The organism is Pseudomonas sp. SWRI18 (assembly GCF_014268345.1).
Lineage (GTDB): Bacteria > Pseudomonadota > Gammaproteobacteria > Pseudomonadales > Pseudomonadaceae > Aquipseudomonas > Aquipseudomonas cedrina.
The window spans coordinates 110,312-130,070 of the sequence record NZ_JACCQQ010000015.1 but is presented as its reverse complement, the minus strand read 5'-3'; the positions used below and the strand labels follow the sequence as shown (position 1 = coordinate 130,070).

Here is a 19,759-nt window from a genome sequence, read left to right as displayed (position 1 = left end):
TCCTCTGCGTTTTAACGTGCAGTGATTAAAAAGTAATGACCGGGTGATGACGGTTCACGGCAACTTCAGCGCGCGGGTCACCTCGGCCCACGGCACGAACTTGAAGTTCTGGGTTTGCTCGGGCATACGCTTGCGCCCGTCCTGTACCACCAGCAGGCCTTTGCCCCAGGGGCCGCCGAGGTTGAGGGCGGTGACTTCCAGGCCATCGGTTTGCGACGCGCCGTCGATCGCGGCGGCGGCATTCAGGCCGACGCGAAAGGCACCGTGGGAGGCGAACGGTGGTTCGGCATCCAACACCAGGTAGCTGTCATTGCCTTGGCTGGAGATCACCAGGTAGTCGTGCGCAGTGCTCTGGTACAGCGCCAGACCCTCGACGTCCGCATGCAGTTGCGGGCCGACCTTGATCACGCTGGTAAGCGTGGCCGGCTGGTCGGCGCGAGCATCCACCGCCCAGACGCCGACGTCTTCTTCACCCAGGAACAGGCGCTGACGCTGGTCGTCGGCGACGCAGCCTTCAGGTTGGCTGTCGACCTTGAACCGGCGCACCAACTCGCCGCGCGCATGGCCATCCGGCGCGCTCAAGCGGTATTGCAGAAAGGTGCCATCCTTGCCGTTGGCAATCGCGTAGAGCTCACCGCTGGCGGGCTGGAACAGGCAGATGCCGTAGATTTCCTTGAGCGGCGTTGGCACTTCACCGACCTCGCGCAACTCGCCGCTTTGCCGGTCGATGCTGAACAGGCTCAAGCTGTTGCGATCGCGGTTGCTCGCCACGGCCAGGTCAACCGTCTGCTGGCCGAGCTTGAAGTTGGGGCGCACGTCGACGTTGTTCAGGCGACCGACCGCCAGTTCCTGCAGCAGCTTGCCGTCCAGGTCATAGGCCAGCAGGCCCTGCTTCTTGTTGGTACCGAGTACGCGGCTTTTGTGCGGCTGTTCGGGGTGAATCCAGATCGCCGGGTCATCCGCCGCATCGCCCTGGCGGCCAACCGGATCGGTCTGGCGCACAGCGGCGACTTCCGGCAGCACCGCTTCGGCCGTCACGGGCTTCGCCTGCCAGTTGAGTGTGCCCTGGTAAAGCCTGCCGGTATCGTCGTCACGCACCAGCACGTGCTGGCCATTGATAGCCAGTTGCTCCGGCTCCTTGAGGCCGGGCAGCGTCAGGCTGGCGTGTTCGACCCAGCGCTCGCCGGTGTGCTGGAACAGGTGCAGTCGAGCGGTTTTCGGATCAAGCGCCACCACCCCACCCGGCACCAACGCCATGGCGCCGGCTTCGCGCTTGGGGTTGTCGAACAGCGCCACGGGGGTGCGTTTTGCCTCGGCCTCCGGGTGCGCCGGGTAGGCCCACCAGCCGACGTTTTGTTCATTGACCAGCAACTGGTTCGTCGCATCATCCACCTGGCAGAACTGCGCCGAGGGCGGCAGCGGCACACCACGTACCCGTTGCGGCTCGCTCAACAGGGTCGCGGCGTTGCCGACCAGCCATTGTTCGCCCTTGCCCTCCTCGCCTACCAGGAACACAAACAGGTTGGCCGCGCCGTCGCGGTACAGACACAGGCCGTTGACCGGGTAATCGCGCACGGGCAGGTACAGCGGCGTGCCAAAGGTGTTGGTCGATGGATCGAGGCTGACCAGCAGCGCTTGCTGGCGATTGTTGTCGAGGCTGGCGACCAGCACCTGGGCGCCGGCGGCGCGGCTGTCGAGGCTGCTGAAGCTGCCCGGCAGCCGCGCCCGTTCGGCGCCCGTGCTGTCGAGCCATTGCAGGCCGTCGCGGATGCCGGCGGCGAGGCGATCAGTGCTGCCCGGCAGGAAAGCCACCGCCTCGGCGTTCAGGTTGGGAGCCCAAGGGGTCAGCGGCAGATCGGCGGCGAACACGTGGCTGCAGGAAGCCAGGGCCATCAGCCAATACAGCTTGGAAATTTTCATTGGCGTACAAATCCTTCGGAAACGATGAAGATCTACTGTGGGAGCGGCGGTGCGACGATTCGACTTGCTCGCGAATGCGGTGTGTCAGGCAGCAGATTTGATAGCTGAACCTCCGCATTCGCGAGCAAGCCCGCTCCCACAGTTGGAATGTGTTGAGTTCAAAAATGGGTGAAGGTCAGGCCTACCTTGTAGGTGGGGCCGTACTCTTCGTACTGGCCGTTGTAGCTACGATGGCCGGTGTAGACGAAGTACGACTCATCGGTGAGGTTCTGCGCCTCGAAGCTCACTTGCAGGTTTTTGCTCAGCGAGTAGCGCGCGCTGAAATCGACGAACGTCTGCGCATCCACATGCAGGTCGTGGGCCTTGTCGTTGATCGAGGCCAATTCATAGAGATAGGCCGACTTGTAGTTGGCAGAGAGCCTCAGGCTGAGCTTGTCGTCTTCCCAGCCGAGCATCAGGTTGCCGACGGTGTCGGACTGGTTGGGCAGGCTGATGTTGCGTTTGCGATTCGCGCCGCTGGCCGCGTCGAAGCCTTCTATATCCGCACTGGAGCGGCTGAACGTGCTGTTGGCACCGATCAGCAAGCCATTCCAGGGCGCGGGCAACCAATCGAACTTCTGCGAGTAGGCCAGCTCCAGGCCGTAGAGCTTGGCGCTGTCGCCGTTGGCGTAGGTGTGGGCTTCGGAAAAGTCGGTCCAGGCCCCGGTGCCGGCCACGTCGGTGTTATAGACGAAGTTCTGGATGTCCTTGTAGAACACGAAGGCCGACACGGTACCGGCGCGGCCCATGAAGTGTTCGATGCCCAGGTCCAGGTTGCTCGACTCCAGAGGCTTGAGGTCCGGATTGCCGAAGGTGGCTTCGTCATCATCGATCACAAACCCCGGCGCCAACTGGCCGAAGGTCGGGCGCACCACGGATTTGGTCCAGGCCGCACGCACCTGGGTGTTCTTGTCGATCTGGTAGCGTGCGTGCAGGCCGGGCAGCCAGTGATGATAGCGGCGCTTGGTTTCGGTGGCGGTGAACACGCCGTCCGTGGCGCCGGTGCCTTTGGCTTCGAACTCGGTGCCCTCGTAGCGCAGGCCGGCGATAAAGCGCCAGTCGTCGATATCGATGGTGTTCATCAGGTAGCCGGCGTTGATGTCTTCGCCAATGGTGAAGTCATTGACCCGGGATTCGGTCTGGTCATAGAAGTTTGCGGCGTCGAGGCTGCCGATCAGCTGCTTGATGCCGCTGGGGCTGATGCCTGGGCCGTAGTTGCCCAGGCGGTAGTCGACGCGGCCCTTCTGGAACCGGCCGAGGTTGAGTTGGTCGGCGCTGAACCCCAGGGTTTCAAAATCTTCGTAGACCCAGGCTTCCAGGTCATTGTCTTTGTTGCGACGGCTGACCTTGCCGCCGAACTTCACCTGGGAGGCGTAGCCGCTCAAATCGTAGTCGCGCGCCAAGTCCAGGCGCAGGTTCTTCTCGGTATCCTGGGTGTGCTGTTTTTCCCAGTCGACCTTGTCGAGGCTGAAATTGCGGGGGTCGTAGAAGCCACTGCCAATGATCGGGCGCGGCTTGTCCTTGTCATAGAAGCCACTGCCTGCAAAGTCGCCGCCCTCGAAAGTCGCACCGGCGATGTGCCCTGGGCTGTCTTCGCTGGACTGGCTGTAGCCGGCTTGCCCGCTCAAGGTCCACAGGCCGAGCATGCGTTCGCCGCCAAACACATAGGATTGGATTTCCTGGGTTTCCTCACGGTTTTTCAGCTTGCGCTTGGCCTCGGCGCCGCCCAGTTCACCGGCTGCCAGCGGGTCGGCAAACTCGATGCTGGTGGAGTTGCGGGTCTCGGTGTCGGTGTAGCGGCTGTAAAGGGTGCGCAGGTAATAGCTGCTGAAGTCATCGGGCTTGTAGTCGAAGTTCAGCCCGCCGCCCGCGCGTTCGCGGCTGATGTCGTAGTCGCGCTGTTCGAATTCGTTGAGCTTGGCGCCGTTGGAGAAGTCCCACGCGCCGCCGGTTTCGACATTGTCCGAGCCGAAGTCACGCTTCTGCCAACTCAAGGCCGCGGCCACGCCGAAGTTGTCGATACCATCGCCAAGGCTGAAACGGTTGCTCGCGGCGCCGGAAAATTTCGGGCTGGTCTGGCGGCTGTTCTTGTCGTAGCTGGCTTCGGTGCTACCGGTGTAGAACAGGCCCTTGTGGTCGAAGGCCGACAGGCTCTGCACATCGACCGTGCCGCCGAGGGAGTTGGCGTCCATGTCCGGGGTGAGGGTCTTGATCACCGACAGCGACTGCACCAGCTCCGAGGGCAGCACGTCGAGGGCCACGGCGCGGCGCGCGCTTTCCGGGGCCGGTACGAGGGTGCCGTTGATGGTCACGCTGTTGAGGTCCGGGCCCAGGCCGCGCACGCTGACGAAGCGCCCTTCGCCCTGGTCGCGTTCCACACTGATGCCGGGCAGGCGCTGCGCCGCTTCGGCGACGTTTTCATCCGGCAACTGGGCCACGCCGTCGGCATGCACCACGCTCTTGATGCTGTCCGCGCTGCGCTGCTCCCTGAGCGCCTGGTCAATGGCAGCCGCCTGGCCGACCACTTCAACGTGCTCGGTGTTGGCCACCTCGGCCGCGTTGAGCCGCTCACTGGCAATCGCCAGGGCCAAGGCAGTAAGCGTGAAGCCGACGAGCCCGGTGCGCTTGTACATGCAGTCCTCCCCAAGAATCCGTTGGCGCCAGGCAAGAGGCCCGGCAACTGGGAGGGCACGCTAGGGGTGGGGGATGACGGTTCTGTGACAGGGGATGGTGGGAAGGCCCGTAAACCGGGGTTTTGAGGGCCGTATGGCACACAAATGAGCTGAAATGACCTCGGTTAAGTGTGGGGGCTGGCTTGCCTGCGATAGCCACAGGTATCTACACAACTTTCAAAGGCTGAAAAATCTCCCTGTAGTGAGCGGGCTTGCCCCGCGCTGGGCTGCGAAGCGGCCCCAACCAGGCGGCTCGGTTCCATCTGGAACCCCGCGATGTCTTTATTGGGGCGGCTTCGCCACCCAGCGCGGGGCAAGCCCGCTCACTACAAAAATGTGTAGATACCTATGGCTATCGCAGGCAAGCCAGCTCCCACATTGGAGCTGTGTTTGGCTGAAAATTGCAGGTCTGCCATGAGCTGATTCGACTCCTCGCCAGCGTCATCCAACGGTCACATCCATCTGCTGTGCTGTCGGCCACAACTGGATCATCCAAGGACTCGCGGCCATGTTTTCCGTGCTCAAACCCCACCGCTGGAAACTCTCGCTGCTGCTGATCGCCGCCAACCTCGGGCTGATCCTGCACCTGGCCTGCGGCGAGTTGAAAAGCTTCAGCGAATGGGTGTGGCTGGATATCTTCGGTGAAGGCGGCTCAGCCCTGCTCGCCCTGGTCTGGCTGGGCCTGGTGCTGAAGAGCCGCCCCGCCGGGCGCGTCACCAACTACCTGGCCCTGGGCCTGTCGTGCATCTTTTTCTCCTGGTGGATCGACAGCCTCGACGAATTCATCCGCCTGCCCGACAGCATCACCTGGGACCACTGGCTGGAGTCCGGGCCGATGCCGGTGGGCATGGTGCTGCTGACCATCGGCATCTATCACTGGCACCGTGAGCAACTGGCGATCAGTGCGCAGATGGAAAAACGCGAGCGGCTATTTCGCGAGCACCGGCTGTTCGACAAACTCACGCCGCTGGCCGGCGCCGATTACCTCAAGCGTCAGTTGGCCGAGAGCCTGCAAGACAGCCAGGACCAGCAGCGTCCGCTGTCGCTGCTGGCGCTGGACCTGGACAACTTCGCCGCCATCAACCAGGCCTACGGGCATGCCGAGGGCGACGCGGTGTTGCAGGCCCTCAGCCATTTGCTGTTGCTTAACCTGCGCCGCCAGGACCTGCTGTGTCGCCTGGCCGGTGATCGCTTTGTGGTGCTGTTGCCCAACACCGGCGAGCGTCACGCCAAGGAGCTGGCGCTGGAGTTGCAGCAAGCGGTCAGCGGCCTGGCCCACAAAACCCGGCAACAGGGCGAACGTCTGCAATTGGCGGCCACCACCGCAGTGGTCATGGCGCTGAACGAGCCGCCCCACGACCTGCTCAAACGCCTTAACCTGGCACTGGCCAGGGCCAAGCAACCGCTGGCGAAAAGCGCCTGAGATGGCCGTCAAAACCAGCTGGTACGAAGCCGACAGCCGCTTCATTCCCGGGCACTACCAACCCGCCACGCTGATCGACCTGGCCTTGTCCCGGGACATCGACAGCCACCGCCTGCTGCGCGGCACCGGGCTGTTCCACGAGGATATCCTGGCCGGCCAGGCAAGACTGAGCCCGCAACAGTTCCTCGGCCTGATCGGCAACAGCCGCAAGTTACTGGACGCCGACGACAGCAGCTTTCTGTTCGGCCAACGCCTGCTGCCTGGCTATTACGGCGCCGCCAGCCACGCCCTGGGCCATGCGCAGAACCTGCACCAGGCCCTGGAAATCCTGATCCAGCAGCAGGTGCTGCTCAGCCCGTTGGTCACGCTGCAAATGGAATTGGATGAGCACCATGCCTACCTGTATTGGCAGGACAGTTGCGGGGCCGGTGAGCACTGGCGCTTCTTGCTGGAAGCCAGCATGACTTCGCTGGTCGCCATGAGCCAATGGCTGAGCGGCGAGCGCTTGCCGTGGGGGTGCAGTTTCAGCCATGCCGAGCCGCGTTACGTCGAGCAGTATTGGGTGCACTTGGGCGAAGAAACGCGCTTCGAGCGGCCGTTGGACATGTTGAGCATCCCGCGCGAATACCTCACCCGCCCCTGGCCAGGCGCTTCGGCCACCGCCGGCCAAGTGGCGCGCCAACACGCCCGCGAGCAGATTGAGCTACTGGGCTTTGCCGCCAGTTTTCTCGACTGCCTCTACGATTACCTACGCGACCACGTGCGCCAGCCACCCAGCCTGGAACAGGCCGCCAGCGCCTTCGCAATGAGCCCGGCCACGCTCAAGCGCAAGCTGCACAAGCATCACACCGGCTTCCAGCAACAAGTGGACCGGGTGCGCAAACAGGTGGCGCTGCACCTGTATCAGGTCAAGGGCTACAGCAATGACGAAGTGGCCGCGCACCTGAACTTCAACGATGCGGCCAACTTTCGACGCTCATTCAAGCGCTGGACCGGCAGTACGCCAAACCTGATCCGCCAGCTCTTCAACAGCCACTAGCCAGGCGCTCGCGCAGGAACTCCACCAGCGCCTGCACCGGCCGCGAGCTTTGCCGGTGCTGCGGATACACCGCCGACAGGGTCAGGGCTTCGGGGGCGAATTCGTCCAGTACGCTGACCAGGCGGCCGTCCTTCAAGGCATCGCCGACGATAAAGGTCGGCAGGTAAGTCACGCCCAACCCCGCGATGGCGGTATCGCGCAGCAGGTCGCCGTTGTTCACACGCATGCGCCCGCTGACGTTCAGCGCTTGCAGCTTGCCCTTGAAGCGCCATTGCACCTGGCGGCCATGGCCGTAGGGCAGGCAGTCGTGGTCGGCCAGGTCATCGGGCTTGTGCGGCGTGCCGCGCAGGGCCAGATACTCGGGACTGGCGCAATACACCCGTGGAATGCTGGCGATACGGCGGGCGATCAAAGTGGAGTCTTCCAGGGTGCCGATGCGCAATACCAGGTCGTAACCTTCGCCGATCAGGTCCACGGGGCGGTCACTGAGGTCGACCTCCACCGACACCTGGGGATGACGCTGCAAAAACAACGGCAACAGGCAGCCAAGATGGGCCATGGCGAACGACAACGGCGCGCTGAGGCGGATGGTGCCGCGGGGCTCGCTGTTCTGGCCGGCGATGCCCTGCTCCACTTGCTCCACCTCACCGAGCAGGCGCAAGGCGGACTCGTAATAACTCTGGCCGAGCGGCGTGACATCCAGGCGCCGCGTGGAGCGGTTGAGCAGGCGCACGCCCAGGCGGTCTTCCAGCTGGATCAGGCGGCGGCTGACGAACTGCTTGGACAGGCCCAGTTGCTCTGCGGCGGCGGTGAAGCTGCCGGATTCCATGACCTGGCAGAACAGGCGCATGTCTTCGAAGGGGTTCATTGTCGCTTCTCGGTGGACATTTGGCTGTTTTATAACTGGATAGTGTTAGCACCACAAATCAAATGTGGGAGCGGGCTTGCTCGCGAATGCGGCGGGTCAGTCAACATATTCAGTGACTGACACACTGCATTCGCGAGCAAGCCCGCTCCCACAGGGGATTACCTACATCCTTTAGAGCGAATTACTTGGCCGTAAACGCCGAGTAGCTGTTCATCAGGTTGCGATAGTTGGGAATACGCGGCGACAGCAGGTTGGCCAGGCCTTCCATGTCATTGCGCCAGTCGACTTGCAGCTCGCAGGCCACGGCGAACCAGTTCACCAATTGCGCACCAGCGGCGGTCATACGCGACCAGGCGGCTTGTTGCACGGTTTCGTTGAAGGTGCCGGAGGCATCGGTGACCACGAACACTTCGAAGCCTTCGGCCAGGGCGCACAGGGTCGGGAATGCTACGCACACATCGGTGACCACACCGGCAATGATGATCTGCTTGCGGCCGGTCGCCTTGACGGCCTTGACGAAATCTTCGTTGTCCCAGGCGTTGATCTGGCCAGGACGGGCGATGTACGGCGCGTCCGGGAACAGTGCCTTGAGTTCCGGAACCAGAGGGCCGTTAGGGCCGCTTTCAAAACTGGTGGTCAGGATGGTCGGCAGGTTGAAGAACTTGGCGACGTCGGCCAGGGCCAACACGTTGTTCTTGAATTCGTTCGGCGAAAAATCCTGTACCAGGGAGATCAGGCCGGTCTGATGATCGACCAACAATACGACGGCATCATCTTTGTTCAAGCGCGAGTAAGTCATGGGTTAACTCCTTTGGTTTTTGATTAAAAGGCAAAGCACGAGCAGCCGAACGCACCCCAGAAACCCTGGAAGTCGCTGACCGGCACGCTGGAAAGACGGGCTTTTTCATGGCTGTGGGCATGCACGCCGCAGGGGCCGCTGCACTGGTGTACTTGAGCTTGCAACGCTGAAGCCGGACGCCAGTGACCCGGCACCTTGACCACCGGCGACCAGTCCGGCAGCACCGGCACGCGCGGCGGCGCGAAGTCTTCGAAGTCACCGGCGCCGTACACCACGTTGCCGCCGACCACGGTCAACACCGATTCGATCCACTTGATGGCCTCTTCATCGACGCTGAAGAAGTCCGCCGACAGCGCGGCCACATCCGCCAACTGCCCGACCTTGATCTGGCCCTTCTTGCCCTGCTCGGACGAGAACCAGGCGCTGCCATGGGTGAACAGTTCCAGCGCAGTCAGGCGCGGCAGGCCCTCGGCGTGCAGTTCCAGGCCACCGACGGTGCGCCCGCTGACCATCCAGTACAGCGAAGTCCACGGGTTGTAGCTCGACACCCGCGTGGCGTCGGTGCCCGCCCCGACCGGCACGCCTTCGGCCAGCATGCGCTTGATCGGTGGCGTGGCTTCGGCCGCCTTGGCGCCGTAACGCTCGACAAAGTATTCGCCCTGGAACGCCATGCGGTCCTGGATCGCGATACCGCCGCCAAGGGCACGTACACGTTCGATGTTTTTCGGGGTAATGGTTTCGGCATGGTCGAAGAACCATGGCAGGCCATTGAACGGGATGTCGCGGTTGACCTTCTCGAACACGTCGAGCATGCGCGAGATGGATTCGTCATACGTGGCGTGCAAACGGAACGGCCAGCGCTGCTCCACCAGGTGACGCACCACCGGTTCCAGCTCCTGCTCCATGGTCAGCGGCAGGTCGGGGCGCGGCTCGAGGAAGTCTTCGAAGTCGGCGGCGGAAAACACCAGCATCTCGCCGGCGCCGTTGTGACGCAGATAATCATCGCCCTGATGCAGGGTGACGCTACCGGTCCAGTTCTTGAAGTCGCTGAGTTCTTCCTTGGGCTTCTGGGTGAACAGGTTGTAGGCGATGCGCACCGTCAACTGCTGGTCCTTGGCCAGTTGTTCGATTACCGCGTAGTCATCGGGGTAATTCTGGAAACCACCGCCGGCGTCGATGGCGCTGGTGAGGCCCAGGCGATTGAGTTCGCGCATGAACTGGCGCGTCGAGTTGACCTGGTATTCCAGCGGCAGTTTCGGGCCCTTGGCCAGGGTCGAATACAGGATCATCGCGTTCGGTCGCGCCACCAGCATGCCGGTGGGGTTGCCATTGCTGTCACGCACGATCTCGCCGCCCGGCGGGTTTGGCGTGTCCTTGGTATAGCCGGCCACGCGCAGGGCGGCACGGTTGAGCAGCGCACGGTCATACAGGTGCAGCACGAACACGGGCGTGTCCGGTGCGGCCTGGTTGAGTTCTTCCAGTGTAGGCATGCGCTTTTCGGCGAACTGGAATTCGTTCCAGCCACCGACCACGCGGACCCATTGCGGCGTGGGGGTGCGATCGGCCTGCTCCTTGAGCATGCGCAAGGCATCGGCCAGGGACGGCACACCTTCCCAACGCAGTTCGAGGTTGTAGTTCAAGCCACCGCGGATCAGGTGCAGGTGCGAGTCGTTGAGGCCGGGGATGACCGTGCGGCCCTTGAGGTCGATGACCTGCGTGCCGCTGCCCCGCAGGGCCATGGCTTCACCGTCGGTGCCCACGGCGACAAAGCGCCCCTGGCTGATGGCGACGGCGGTTGCGCGCGGGTTTTCACGGTCCACGGTGTGGAACTGGCCATTGAACAGAATCAGATCGGCGTTCATAGGGTTTCCTTTACAGAGGCTTCAAGCCAGGGAGCGAACAGACGGGTAGCGGCCGGCATCAGCAGGTAGACCACCAGCAGGACGATGGTCAGCGTGACCAGGAAGGTGGAGACCACGTAGTTGGAGAGGAACGGATGGAGCCGCAGGATCGGGCCCCAGATGAAAGGCAGCAGCAAGGTCTGCGGCAAAATCACGAACAGGCTGACCACCGCCTGCTTCCAGCGCGGCGGCTTGGCGGCGCTGTCGGCCAGGGGCGAGAACCAGAACTCGTTGACTGCGCCGATTTCAGTGTTGTCGCCGTCGGCCAGCATGGGGGCGGCTTCGGCGATCAGGGCCTTGCGGTCGGGGGAGTCGAGCCAGGTTTCCAGGTCGGTGGTCGAACGGTAGCGCAGCACACAGGTGAACAGCGCCAGCTTGCCTTGTTTGCCGCGTACCACATCAACACCGAGGTGGCCGGGACGCTGGCCGGCGATGCGCACGATGCGACGTAGCCAGGCTTCGTAGTCGCTTTCGCGGCCTTGCTTGATCAGGTGCTTGACCACCAGGGTGACGACTTCGTCGGGGCCGGGTTTTGCTGCTGGGTCCATGGGGTGTCCCTCTGCCTTGATATTTCAGCGATGAGGGAGTGTGCCGGGATGGGGGTGGGGAAAATTGGATGTACGTGCTGTTTCAGTCTGGTGTATGGAGATCCAAATGTGGGAGCGGGCTTGCTCGCGAATGGGGTGGGTCAGTCAAAATATCTGTAACTGATCCACCGCATTCGCGAGCAAGCCCGCTCCCACATTTTGACCGTATTGACATAAAAGACGCGCTAGGCAGGCTTCACCTTCAGGTGCCGCGCATACCAGGGCCGTTTCGGCACGCGTTTGAACAGGCCCTGCAACAGGCCCTCGTCTTCGCCGAAGGTAATGCGCAGCGCAAGCTTCATGGTTTCCGGGTCCATTTCCATCGTGCGCCCCCTCTGCAGCCCCGGCGTGGTGCTGCAACCATGGGTGTCCGGCCCCAGCCAGGGGTCGCCCACTTCCACCCAACGCCCCGGCGCGAACCAGGCGACGCCGTTGACCTGCATGCGCCTGACTTCACCGGGGTTGAAGCGTTCATGGGCGCGGAACCAGTCTTCGATGCGGTCGTCGATCCAGCCGTGGAAATGCCAGAACACCGGGTTGACGTGGGAAGAAAACGGGTCGCCGAGGAAGTCGTTTTCAGGCGCATACCAGCGCGCGGCAAAGTCGGACGGGTCGCGGGCAAGGGGCACGGGCGCGCCGTTGGAGGGATCACGGGGTACCGAGGCCCAGCGCATGTGCAGCCAGTCATGCAGGCCCAATTCCATTTCCGAGCCCAACTGCCCCAGCGTCAGCCTGGACAGGTAGCGAGGGTCGCGGTACTGGGACTCCCAGACCTGAAAATTGCTGTGGTAGGTCTCGGCGGCCTTGATGTCGCTGACCCACTGGGTGTATTCGCTGTCATCCGGCGCCGACCAGGTAGGCGGCAAGGCGAAGCCGTCGTGGTTGTCGAAGTAACGCAGGAAACCCAGGCGATCACGCTCCAGCGCCGGTTGCGGCTCGGGAAATTGCGGCCACGATGCAATCGCCTGCAGGGAGCGCGCGGTGCCGAGCATGTGCCGATGCATGAAGAAAAAGTCGATGCCCGAGCCATTGCGGTCTTTACGCTCGCCCCGGGCGTCGCGCTCCTGGCCGCGTGGGCCGGGTTGCCAGCCAATGCCACGCAGGGCGTCGCGTTTTTCTTCGGAGAGTTTGTGCCACTGATCACGCGTGGCGTGCCACAGCTGGTGGAACAGACGGTGCTCGGGGGAAATCAGCCAGGCCAGCAGGGCCGGGTTGAGGCCGATGCGTTCGCGCGCTTCGGGAAACAACTGCTTGTGGGCGATGAAACGGTTGTCGCGCTCGACCAGCGCCAGCGGCCGGTCCAGGTCAAGGATCCGCCCACTGAGGGTGCCGCTGCCCGCATTGGCGAAGTTGGCCCAGACTTCATCCAGGGTCATCTTGAATTCATAGGCGGGTATGCCGTCGACCGAGTCGCGGTCGATCAGCCGCCAGTAGAGCACGGCGTCCTTGCCCGTCAGGTCACCGAGCACGCGGTAGCGGGGCTCGCCCTCGGCGCGCAAGTGCTCGGCGGTGTCCAGGTAACCGCGCAAGCCGCGGCCACGCGGGGCGATGTCGAGCAGCAACTCAAGGCCCTGCAACGGCAAGCCCTTGAGGCCCGCATCGTGCCCTTCCAGGCGCAGACTCCAGACGCCCCGCAGGGTGTTCGCCAAGTGTTGGCCGTCGGTATCCGCCAAGTCCACCGTGGTTTCGCCCGGAGTAATGGGAAACGCTTCACGCGTCAGCTCGCGATGGGCATAAAAGGCCGCGGGCACCGTCGCGCCAGTCAGCGCCAGGCCTGCGATAAACCCACGTCGGGAGATGGTCATTGTCTACCTTAGGAAACGGCTTGATCAGAGCTAGAACGTTTGCAGGCGGGGGAAATTTACCGCGCCCTGCCCGCCACCTAAATTTCTCCGGCCGGCGCTCGTTCTTCCCTGATAGCAAAGGCCTCAACTGACTGAGATGGCGATGACAAAACCACGTTCGAAAAAGGCGCTGTATATCGGCCTGCCGCTGGCACTGGCCATTGGCGCCGCAGCCGGCTTCCTGGCCTGGGATCACTGGTTCAGGGGCAACGCCGGTTATCCGCTGGAGGTGATCAAGCAGGCCAACGAGATGCAGGACCGCTTGTTGTCGTTCGACAGCCATATCACCGTGCCCCTGGATTTCGGCGGCGTCGATAACGAGGCCGACAAGGACGGCAGCGGCCAGTTCGACCTGGCCAAGGCGGCACGTGGGCGGCTGTCCGGCGCGGCCTTGACGATTTTCGGCTGGCCGGAAATCTGGAACGGCCCCAACGCCCCGCACAAGCCCACCGACGGTTTTGTCGAAGAGGCTCGCCATGAACAAGAGGTACGCTTCAAGATTATCTCCGGCATGGTGCGCGACTTCCCCAACCAGGTGGGCATCGCCTACACCCCGGACGATTTTCGCCGCCTGCACGGCGAAGGCAAGTTCGCGATCTTTATCAGCATGCTCAATGCCTATCCCTTGGGCAATGACTTGAACCAGCTGGACCTCTGGGCCGCACGCGGCATGCGTATGTTCGGCTTCAGTTATATCGGCAACAACGCCTGGTCGGACTCATCGCGCCCGCTGCCGTTTTTCAATGACTCACCGGACGCGCTTGAGGGCTTGTCGCCGATTGGCCAGCAAGCCGTGCAGCGCCTCAATGACCTGGGCGTAATCATCGATGTGTCGCAAATGTCGACCAAGGCCCTGGAACAAGTGGCGCAACTGAGCCGCACGCCGATGGTCGCTTCTCATTCGGCGCCACGCGCGTCGGTGGACATCCCGCGCAACCTCAGCGACAAGGAACTGCAACTGATCAAGGACAGTGGCGGCGTGGTTCAGGTAGTGGGCTTCCCGGCCTACCTGCGCCCCTTGAGCCAGCCGACCCAGGATAAGCTCAATGCCCTGCGCGCGCGATTCGACCTGCCTCCCCTGCCCAACCTGGCCATGGCCTTGATGCCGGGCGACGCGATCATTGCCGCCTGGCCGGAGCAGAAGTTCGGCGAGTATGCCCAGGGCCTGTACGGCATTCTTGAAGAAGAGCCCAAGGCGACGCTCAAGGATTGGGGCGACGCCATTGATTACACGGTGCGCAAGATCGGTATCGATCACGTTGGCATCTCATCGGACTTCAACGACGGCGGCGGCCTCCAGGGCTGGGAAAACGTCGGCGATATACGCAACGTCACCGCCGAACTGATTCAGCGCGGCTACTCCGAAGCCGACATCGCCAAACTCTGGGGCGGTAACTTCCTGCGCGTGTGGGACCAGGTTCAAAAAGCCGCCAAGCCATTGGCCAACCGCTAACCACCTAGAAAGAACGTTCATGACCGACCGCCGTACGTTTCTCAAGCAGGCCGGGGTATTTGCCGCCAGCCTGCCACTGGGCGCCGCCCTGCTGCCGCAGGCACTTGCCGCCGCCCCCACCGATGACCCATGGACGGGCTTCAAACAGCTGTTCAACCAGGACCCGGACTACCTGCACTTTTCCAACTTCCTGGTGGCTTCACACCCCAAGCCGGTGCGCGAGGCCATCGAGCGCTACCGCGCGCAGATCGACCGCAACCCAGGGCTGGCCATGGACTGGGACCTGCAGGAAACCTGGAAACGAGAAGGCCAGGTGCGCGAATGGGCCAGCCGTTACTTGAAGGCCACCCCAGCGCAAATCGCCCTCACCGGCAGTACGTCCGAAGGCCTGGCCATGATCTACGGCGGGATCAAGGTGCGGCCCGACCAGGAAATCCTCACCAGCGTCCACGAGCATTACGCCACGCAGAATGTGCTGGACTACCGCGCGCTCAAGGAAAGCACCCAAGTGCGCCGGATCAAGCTGTTCGAAAGCGCCAACCGGGTGTCCGCCGATGAGGTGCTGGGCAATCTCCAGCGCCATATCCGTCCCAACACCCGCGTGCTCGGCATGACCTGGGTGCAGTCCGGCAGCGGCGTCAAACTGCCCATCGGCGAGATCGGCACGCTGGTGGACGAACACAACCGCAACCGTGACGACAAGGACCGCATCCTCTACGTGGTAGACGGCGTGCATGGTTTCGGCGTGGAGAACCTCGACTTCCCGGACATGCATTGCGACTTTTTCATCGCCGGCACCCACAAATGGATGTTCGGCCCACGCGGCACCGGGCTGGTCTGCGCCCGCGACCCGCAAAACAGATACGTGACACCGATGGTGCCGACCTTCTCCGAAGACAAGGACTTCGCCACCATCATGACGCCCGGTGGTTATCACGCCTTCGAGCATCGCTGGGCGGCGGACGAGGCCTTCAAGCTGCACTTGCAACTGGGCAAGGCACAGGTGCAGGCACGCATCCATGCGCTCAATGCCGAACTCAAAGACCAACTGCTGGCACAGCCGAACATCGAACTGGTCACCCCGCGCAGCGCCGAACTGTCCGCCGGCTTCACCTTTTTCCGGGTCAAGGGCCAGGACAGTGATGCCGTGGCGGCCTACATGATGAAAAACCGCGTGGTGATCGACGCGGTAGACCGTGATGTCGGCCCGGTCATCCGCACCGCGCCCGGGTTGCTCAATTCATCCGATGAGATCCAGCGCTTCATGACCTTGCTGCGCCAGCGTGCGTAATGCACACCTTTTTCACTTTGAATGAGAGGACCCCATGAATAAACCCCTCACGGCATTGGCCCTGACCGCCCTGTGCGGCGCCTTGTTGCCAAGCCTGGCCCAGGCCGCCGCGCCGCAACCCGGCAAGGTGTTCAAGGACTGCAAGGACTGCCCGGAAATGGTAGTACTGCCCGCCGGCACCTTCACCATGGGCACGCCGGATGATGAAGTCGGCCGCGAGCCGGATGAAGGCCCGATGCACGAAGTGACCTTTGCCAAGCCGTTCGCCATGAGCCGGTTTCATGTCACTGCCGGTGAATGGGACAGCTATGTGCGCCAGACCGGCGTGAAGATCGCCGACGGCGACACCCGCCCCGGCCGCGAATGCATCGCCAGCAAGCCACGCTACCCCCAGGGCCCGCGCCAGCCGGCGGTGTGCATGGACATGGACGACATCAAGCAGTACGTGGCCTGGCTGTCGAAAAAAACCGGTCACGCGTACCGCATGGTCAGCGAAGCCCAGCGTGAATACGCCGCGCGCGCCGGCTCTACCGGGCCGTTCCCGTTCCCGTTCGATGAGGGCAAGGGCTACAGCATCGCCGGGCACGCCAACACCTATGGCCCCGCGGATGGCTATAGCTACTCATCGCCGGTGGGCAGTTACCCGCCGAACGCCTTTGGCATGTACGACATGCATGGCAACGTCTACGAGCGGGTCGCCGATTGCGAACATTCCAATTACATCGGCGCGCCCACCGACGGCAGTGCGTGGACGGAGCCCAATTGCGAGGGCTACATGATTCGTGGCAATGACTGGGGCGAGGCGCCGGTGTTCTCGCGCTCGGGCAACCGCAACACCATTTACCCGCAGACGCGTGGGGACTGGATCGGGTTCAGGGTTGTGCGCGATCTTTAAGACGACACGGTTCAATGTGGGAGCTGGCTTGCCTGCGATGGCCATAGGTATCTACACGATTTTGGCTCGACGCTGAAACCCCAGTGAATGGGCTGTTGTGGCGAGCGGGCTTGCCCCGCGTTGGGCTGCGAAGCAGCCCCAGTAAGCAGAATGCGGTGTGTCAGACATTCCGCAGAGGCTGGTTTTAGGGCTGCTTCGCAGCCCAACGCGGGACAAGCCCGCTCGCCACAGGGGAACTCGCCAGCCTTTGAAAGTTGTATAGATACATATGGCCATCGCAGGCAAGCCAGCTCACACAGTTTTGAACCGTGCCCGCTTCAGGCGTCTTGCCTGGCCAGCAACGCCAACCCTTCATGCAATGCCGGGAACAGGCTGTTATTGAAGTTGTTCCAGCGCAATTCAAGGATGGTGTCGTCCGGCGAAATCTCGGTCTTGAGCACGTCGTGGAACACCTCGCCCGAATCAATCCCGTTGTCCACATAATGGAAAGAGGCACCGGTCAGGTACAGCGGCTCCGACGGCTGGGTGGCCTTGGTCGCCCAATCCACCACCGTTTGCCCGCGTGCACCGTACAACGCGTTCCAGGTCGCATAGGCGCCTCGGCGTTCGTAAGGCGATTCGAGGCGGGTAATGCCCGGATGGATATTCATGATGCGGCGTGCAAACGGTGCACCGGGGCGCACCAGTTCATCCAGGATCACCAGCAAACCGTCGAGCACCACGATATCGGCCTTCAACTCCACCAGCGTGTCGTGCAGGCGGCGCTCGAAATCCTGCTTGCCGGCGATGTGTTCCGCACTGCCCCGCGGCAGACACCGGTAGGTGGACGGCACGCTCAACAGCAAATCATTGACCAGCCGGCCCTGCACCCGCAGGTCGGCCGGGTACAGCCACTGGCGGCCCGGCTTGTAGGCAAATCCGTAGTCGCTGACCAACTGCTGGTCCCGCGGGTTCTGCTCGTCATCGTCGTACACCACGCCCACCAGGTTGTAGGCCTCGCCCAGTGGCGTGTCGTTCAGCGCTCCCGCCAGGGATTCGAGCACCGACATCATGTAGCGCTCGTGGTCCTTGTAGGCCACCGGCTGCCCGGCCTTGTCGGCCGCGGCGTTGCGCAGGGACCACACGTACACCAGATTCTTTTTCGTCATTGTTTCGCTCTCGCTGGATAGATCAGGCACGCACCGATACGCGTGCGCCTACACCACAAGAACGAACCAGCCCCCTGGCAATTTATCCGCCACCGCCACCGCCCGGCACGCGGCGCTAAATAGTCGCGCCAATCCTTCGTTTGTCATGGGTAAGGGTCTGTGTGCCCAGCCCCCTCTTTTTCATTATTCCGGGAAGTATTTATGACCGACCCCAAGCGCGGCGCCTTCAAAGGCCTGCTCGCATTGCTCAGGCCCTTTCGCACCATCGTGAGCGTCTCCGTTGCCCTGGGCATGGCCGGTGGCCTGGCGATCACGTTGCTGCTGGCGACCATCAATAACGCCTTGCACTCTTCCACCGGGATGACGCAGGGGGTGATCCTGACATTTGCAGCGTTATGCGTGCTGGCGCTGACCAGCTCGATTGTGTCCGATATCGGCACCAACTATGTGGGGCAGCGGATCATTGCGGCGCTGCGCAAGGATCTCGGCGAAAAAGTGCTGTCGGCACCCATCGAGCAGATTGAGCAGTATCGCTCGCACCGGCTGATACCGGTGCTGACCCACGACGTCGACACCATCAGTGACTTTTCCTTCGCGTTCACCCCGCTGGCCATCGCGACCACGGTGACGCTCGGCTGCCTGGGCTACCTGGCGTACCTGTCGGTGCCGATGTTCCTGATGATGGTGGTGGCCATCGTGATTGGCAGCACCGTGCAGTTCATCGCCGGGCACAAGGGTATTCGCGGTTTCGACGAGGCCCGGGATCAGGAAGACGAGCTGCAGCGCTACTACTCGGCAATCGCTTCGGGCGCCAAGGAATTGCGCATCCACCGGCCGCGCCGCTACCGCATGAACACCCACCGCATCCAGGAAACCGCCGATCGTATCAGCGACATCCAGGTGCGCTCGGTGAACATCTATATCGTCGCCAAGACCTTCGGCTCGATGTTGTTCTTCGTGGTCATCGGCCTGGCCCTCGCCATGCAAGCCTACAACCCGAACCCGGACCCTGCCGTGATCACCGGCTTCGTGCTGGTGCTGCTGTACATGAAAGGCCCGCTGGAACATGTGGTGGGTTACTTGCCCATCATCGGCAAGGCGCGCATTGCCTTTGCGCGAATTACCGAACTGTCCGAACGTTTCTCGTCCCCCGAGCCGCACCTGCTGATGGACGGCAGCGAAGCACCAACACCGGTGGTGAACAGCCTTGAACTGCGCGGCGTCAGCTATAGCCCGCCCCCTGTGGAAGGCAGCGAGCCATTCCATCTGGGCCCGATCAACCTGAGCATCAAGCAAGGCGATATCGTGTTTATCGTCGGCGAAAACGGTTGCGGCAAGACCACCCTGATCAAACTGTTGCTGGGACTGTATCAACCCCAGGCCGGCGAAATCCGCCTCAACGGCGAAACCGTGACCGACCCGATGCGCGATGACTATCGCCAGTTGTTCACCACGGTATTCGCCGATTACTACCTGTTCGATGACCTGGTCCAGGGCAGTGCCACCCAGTCCCTGGACAGCGCCGCGAAATACCTAGAACGCCTGGAAATCGCGCACAAGGTCAGCGTCAAGGACGGCGTATTCAGCACCACCGACCTCTCCACCGGCCAGCGCAAGCGCCTGGCACTGGTCAATGCCTGGCTCGAAGAACGCCCGGTGCTGGTGTTCGACGAATGGGCCGCCGACCAGGACCCGGCGTTTCGCCGGGTTTTCTACACAGAGCTGCTGCCGGACCTCAAGCGCCTGGGCAAGACCATCATCGTGATCAGCCACGACGACCGTTATTTCGACATTGCCGACCAGTTGGTGCGCCTGCGGGCCGGCAAGGTGGTGCATGAAATGGAGCCGGCGTGAATTTCTTTTCCGGTTTCTGCAGGTAG

The 19,759-nt window shown here is 62.6% G+C and carries 14 protein-coding genes; 6 read left to right on the top strand and 8 right to left on the bottom strand.

Features of this window, described 5'->3' with window-relative positions; all coding sequences use genetic code 11:
* Positions 1 to 54 precede the first annotated feature (54 nt).
* The gene (locus H0Z09_RS17465; protein WP_186691839.1) at positions 55 to 1,920 is read right to left on the bottom strand and encodes a phytase; all 1,866 of its coding nucleotides are present in this window, start codon (positions 1,918 to 1,920) and stop codon (positions 55 to 57) included.
* 158 nt (positions 1,921 to 2,078) lie between these two features.
* The gene (locus tag H0Z09_RS17460) at positions 2,079 to 4,592 is read right to left on the bottom strand and encodes a TonB-dependent receptor (RefSeq protein WP_186691831.1); all 2,514 of its coding nucleotides are present in this window, start codon (positions 4,590 to 4,592) and stop codon (positions 2,079 to 2,081) included.
* 547 nt (positions 4,593 to 5,139) lie between these two features.
* Between H0Z09_RS17460 and H0Z09_RS17455 the strand changes: the two genes are divergently transcribed.
* Together H0Z09_RS17455 and H0Z09_RS17450 are read left to right on the top strand one after the other, a co-directional pair.
* A complete protein-coding gene (locus H0Z09_RS17455; RefSeq protein ID WP_076952554.1) occupies positions 5,140 to 6,054 on the top strand; it encodes a diguanylate cyclase in 915 nt (304 codons plus the stop codon).
* Between the two features lies 1 nt (position 6,055).
* Positions 6,056 to 7,093, top strand: coding sequence for an AraC family transcriptional regulator (locus tag H0Z09_RS17450; RefSeq protein ID WP_186691829.1), 1,038 nt, complete (start codon positions 6,056 to 6,058; stop codon positions 7,091 to 7,093).
* Here H0Z09_RS17450 and H0Z09_RS17445 read toward each other — a convergent pair.
* The 5 genes from H0Z09_RS17445 to H0Z09_RS17425 form a co-directional block, all read right to left on the bottom strand.
* Positions 7,080 to 7,961 carry a LysR family transcriptional regulator gene (locus tag H0Z09_RS17445; protein WP_076952556.1) on the bottom strand — a complete coding sequence of 294 codons (882 nt, stop codon included), beginning with the start codon at positions 7,959 to 7,961 and terminating at the stop codon, positions 7,080 to 7,082. The genes H0Z09_RS17450 and H0Z09_RS17445 overlap by 14 nt on opposite strands.
* A gap of 181 nt (positions 7,962 to 8,142) precedes the next feature.
* Complete coding sequence (ycaC, locus tag H0Z09_RS17440) at positions 8,143 to 8,760, bottom strand: isochorismate family cysteine hydrolase YcaC (protein ID WP_076952557.1); 618 nt, start codon at positions 8,758 to 8,760, stop codon at positions 8,143 to 8,145.
* Between the two features lie 23 nt (positions 8,761 to 8,783).
* Positions 8,784 to 10,622 (bottom strand): amidohydrolase, encoded by a 1,839-nt coding sequence (locus H0Z09_RS17435; protein ID WP_186691821.1) that lies wholly within the window; start codon positions 10,620 to 10,622, stop codon positions 8,784 to 8,786.
* The gene (locus H0Z09_RS17430; protein ID WP_186691819.1) at positions 10,619 to 11,209 is read right to left on the bottom strand and encodes an antibiotic biosynthesis monooxygenase; all 591 of its coding nucleotides are present in this window, start codon (positions 11,207 to 11,209) and stop codon (positions 10,619 to 10,621) included. The genes H0Z09_RS17435 and H0Z09_RS17430 overlap by 4 nt, the downstream gene beginning before the upstream one ends.
* A gap of 224 nt (positions 11,210 to 11,433) precedes the next feature.
* Entirely contained in the window at positions 11,434 to 13,053 is a 1,620-nt protein-coding gene (locus tag H0Z09_RS17425; protein ID WP_186691818.1) for a PvdJ/PvdD/PvdP-like protein, read from the bottom strand.
* 142 nt (positions 13,054 to 13,195) lie between these two features.
* Here H0Z09_RS17425 and pvdM point away from each other — a divergent pair, with 142 nt between their 5' ends.
* Genes pvdM through H0Z09_RS17410 form a run of 3 tightly spaced genes read left to right on the top strand, consistent with a single transcriptional unit; the run spans position 13,196 to position 16,731 of the window.
* Positions 13,196 to 14,545 carry a pyoverdine-tailoring dipeptidase-like protein PvdM gene (pvdM, locus tag H0Z09_RS17420; RefSeq protein ID WP_186691817.1) on the top strand — a complete coding sequence of 450 codons (1,350 nt, stop codon included), beginning with the start codon at positions 13,196 to 13,198 and terminating at the stop codon, positions 14,543 to 14,545.
* Between the two features lie 19 nt (positions 14,546 to 14,564).
* Positions 14,565 to 15,836, top strand: coding sequence for an aminotransferase class V-fold PLP-dependent enzyme (locus tag H0Z09_RS17415; protein ID WP_186691813.1), 1,272 nt, complete (start codon positions 14,565 to 14,567; stop codon positions 15,834 to 15,836).
* A 34-nt stretch (positions 15,837 to 15,870) separates the two neighbouring features.
* Positions 15,871 to 16,731 carry a formylglycine-generating enzyme family protein gene (locus H0Z09_RS17410; protein WP_186691811.1) on the top strand — a complete coding sequence of 287 codons (861 nt, stop codon included), beginning with the start codon at positions 15,871 to 15,873 and terminating at the stop codon, positions 16,729 to 16,731.
* A 317-nt stretch (positions 16,732 to 17,048) separates the two neighbouring features.
* Here H0Z09_RS17410 and H0Z09_RS17405 read toward each other — a convergent pair whose 3' ends face one another.
* A complete protein-coding gene (locus H0Z09_RS17405; RefSeq protein WP_186691809.1) occupies positions 17,049 to 17,879 on the bottom strand; it encodes a formyltransferase family protein in 831 nt (276 codons plus the stop codon).
* A 201-nt stretch (positions 17,880 to 18,080) separates the two neighbouring features.
* Between H0Z09_RS17405 and H0Z09_RS17400 the strand changes: the two genes are divergently transcribed.
* Positions 18,081 to 19,733: a cyclic peptide export ABC transporter gene (locus H0Z09_RS17400; RefSeq protein WP_186691807.1), complete on the top strand. Its 1,653-nt coding sequence runs from the start codon at positions 18,081 to 18,083 to the stop codon at positions 19,731 to 19,733.
* The last annotated feature ends 26 nt before the right edge of the window (positions 19,734 to 19,759 follow it).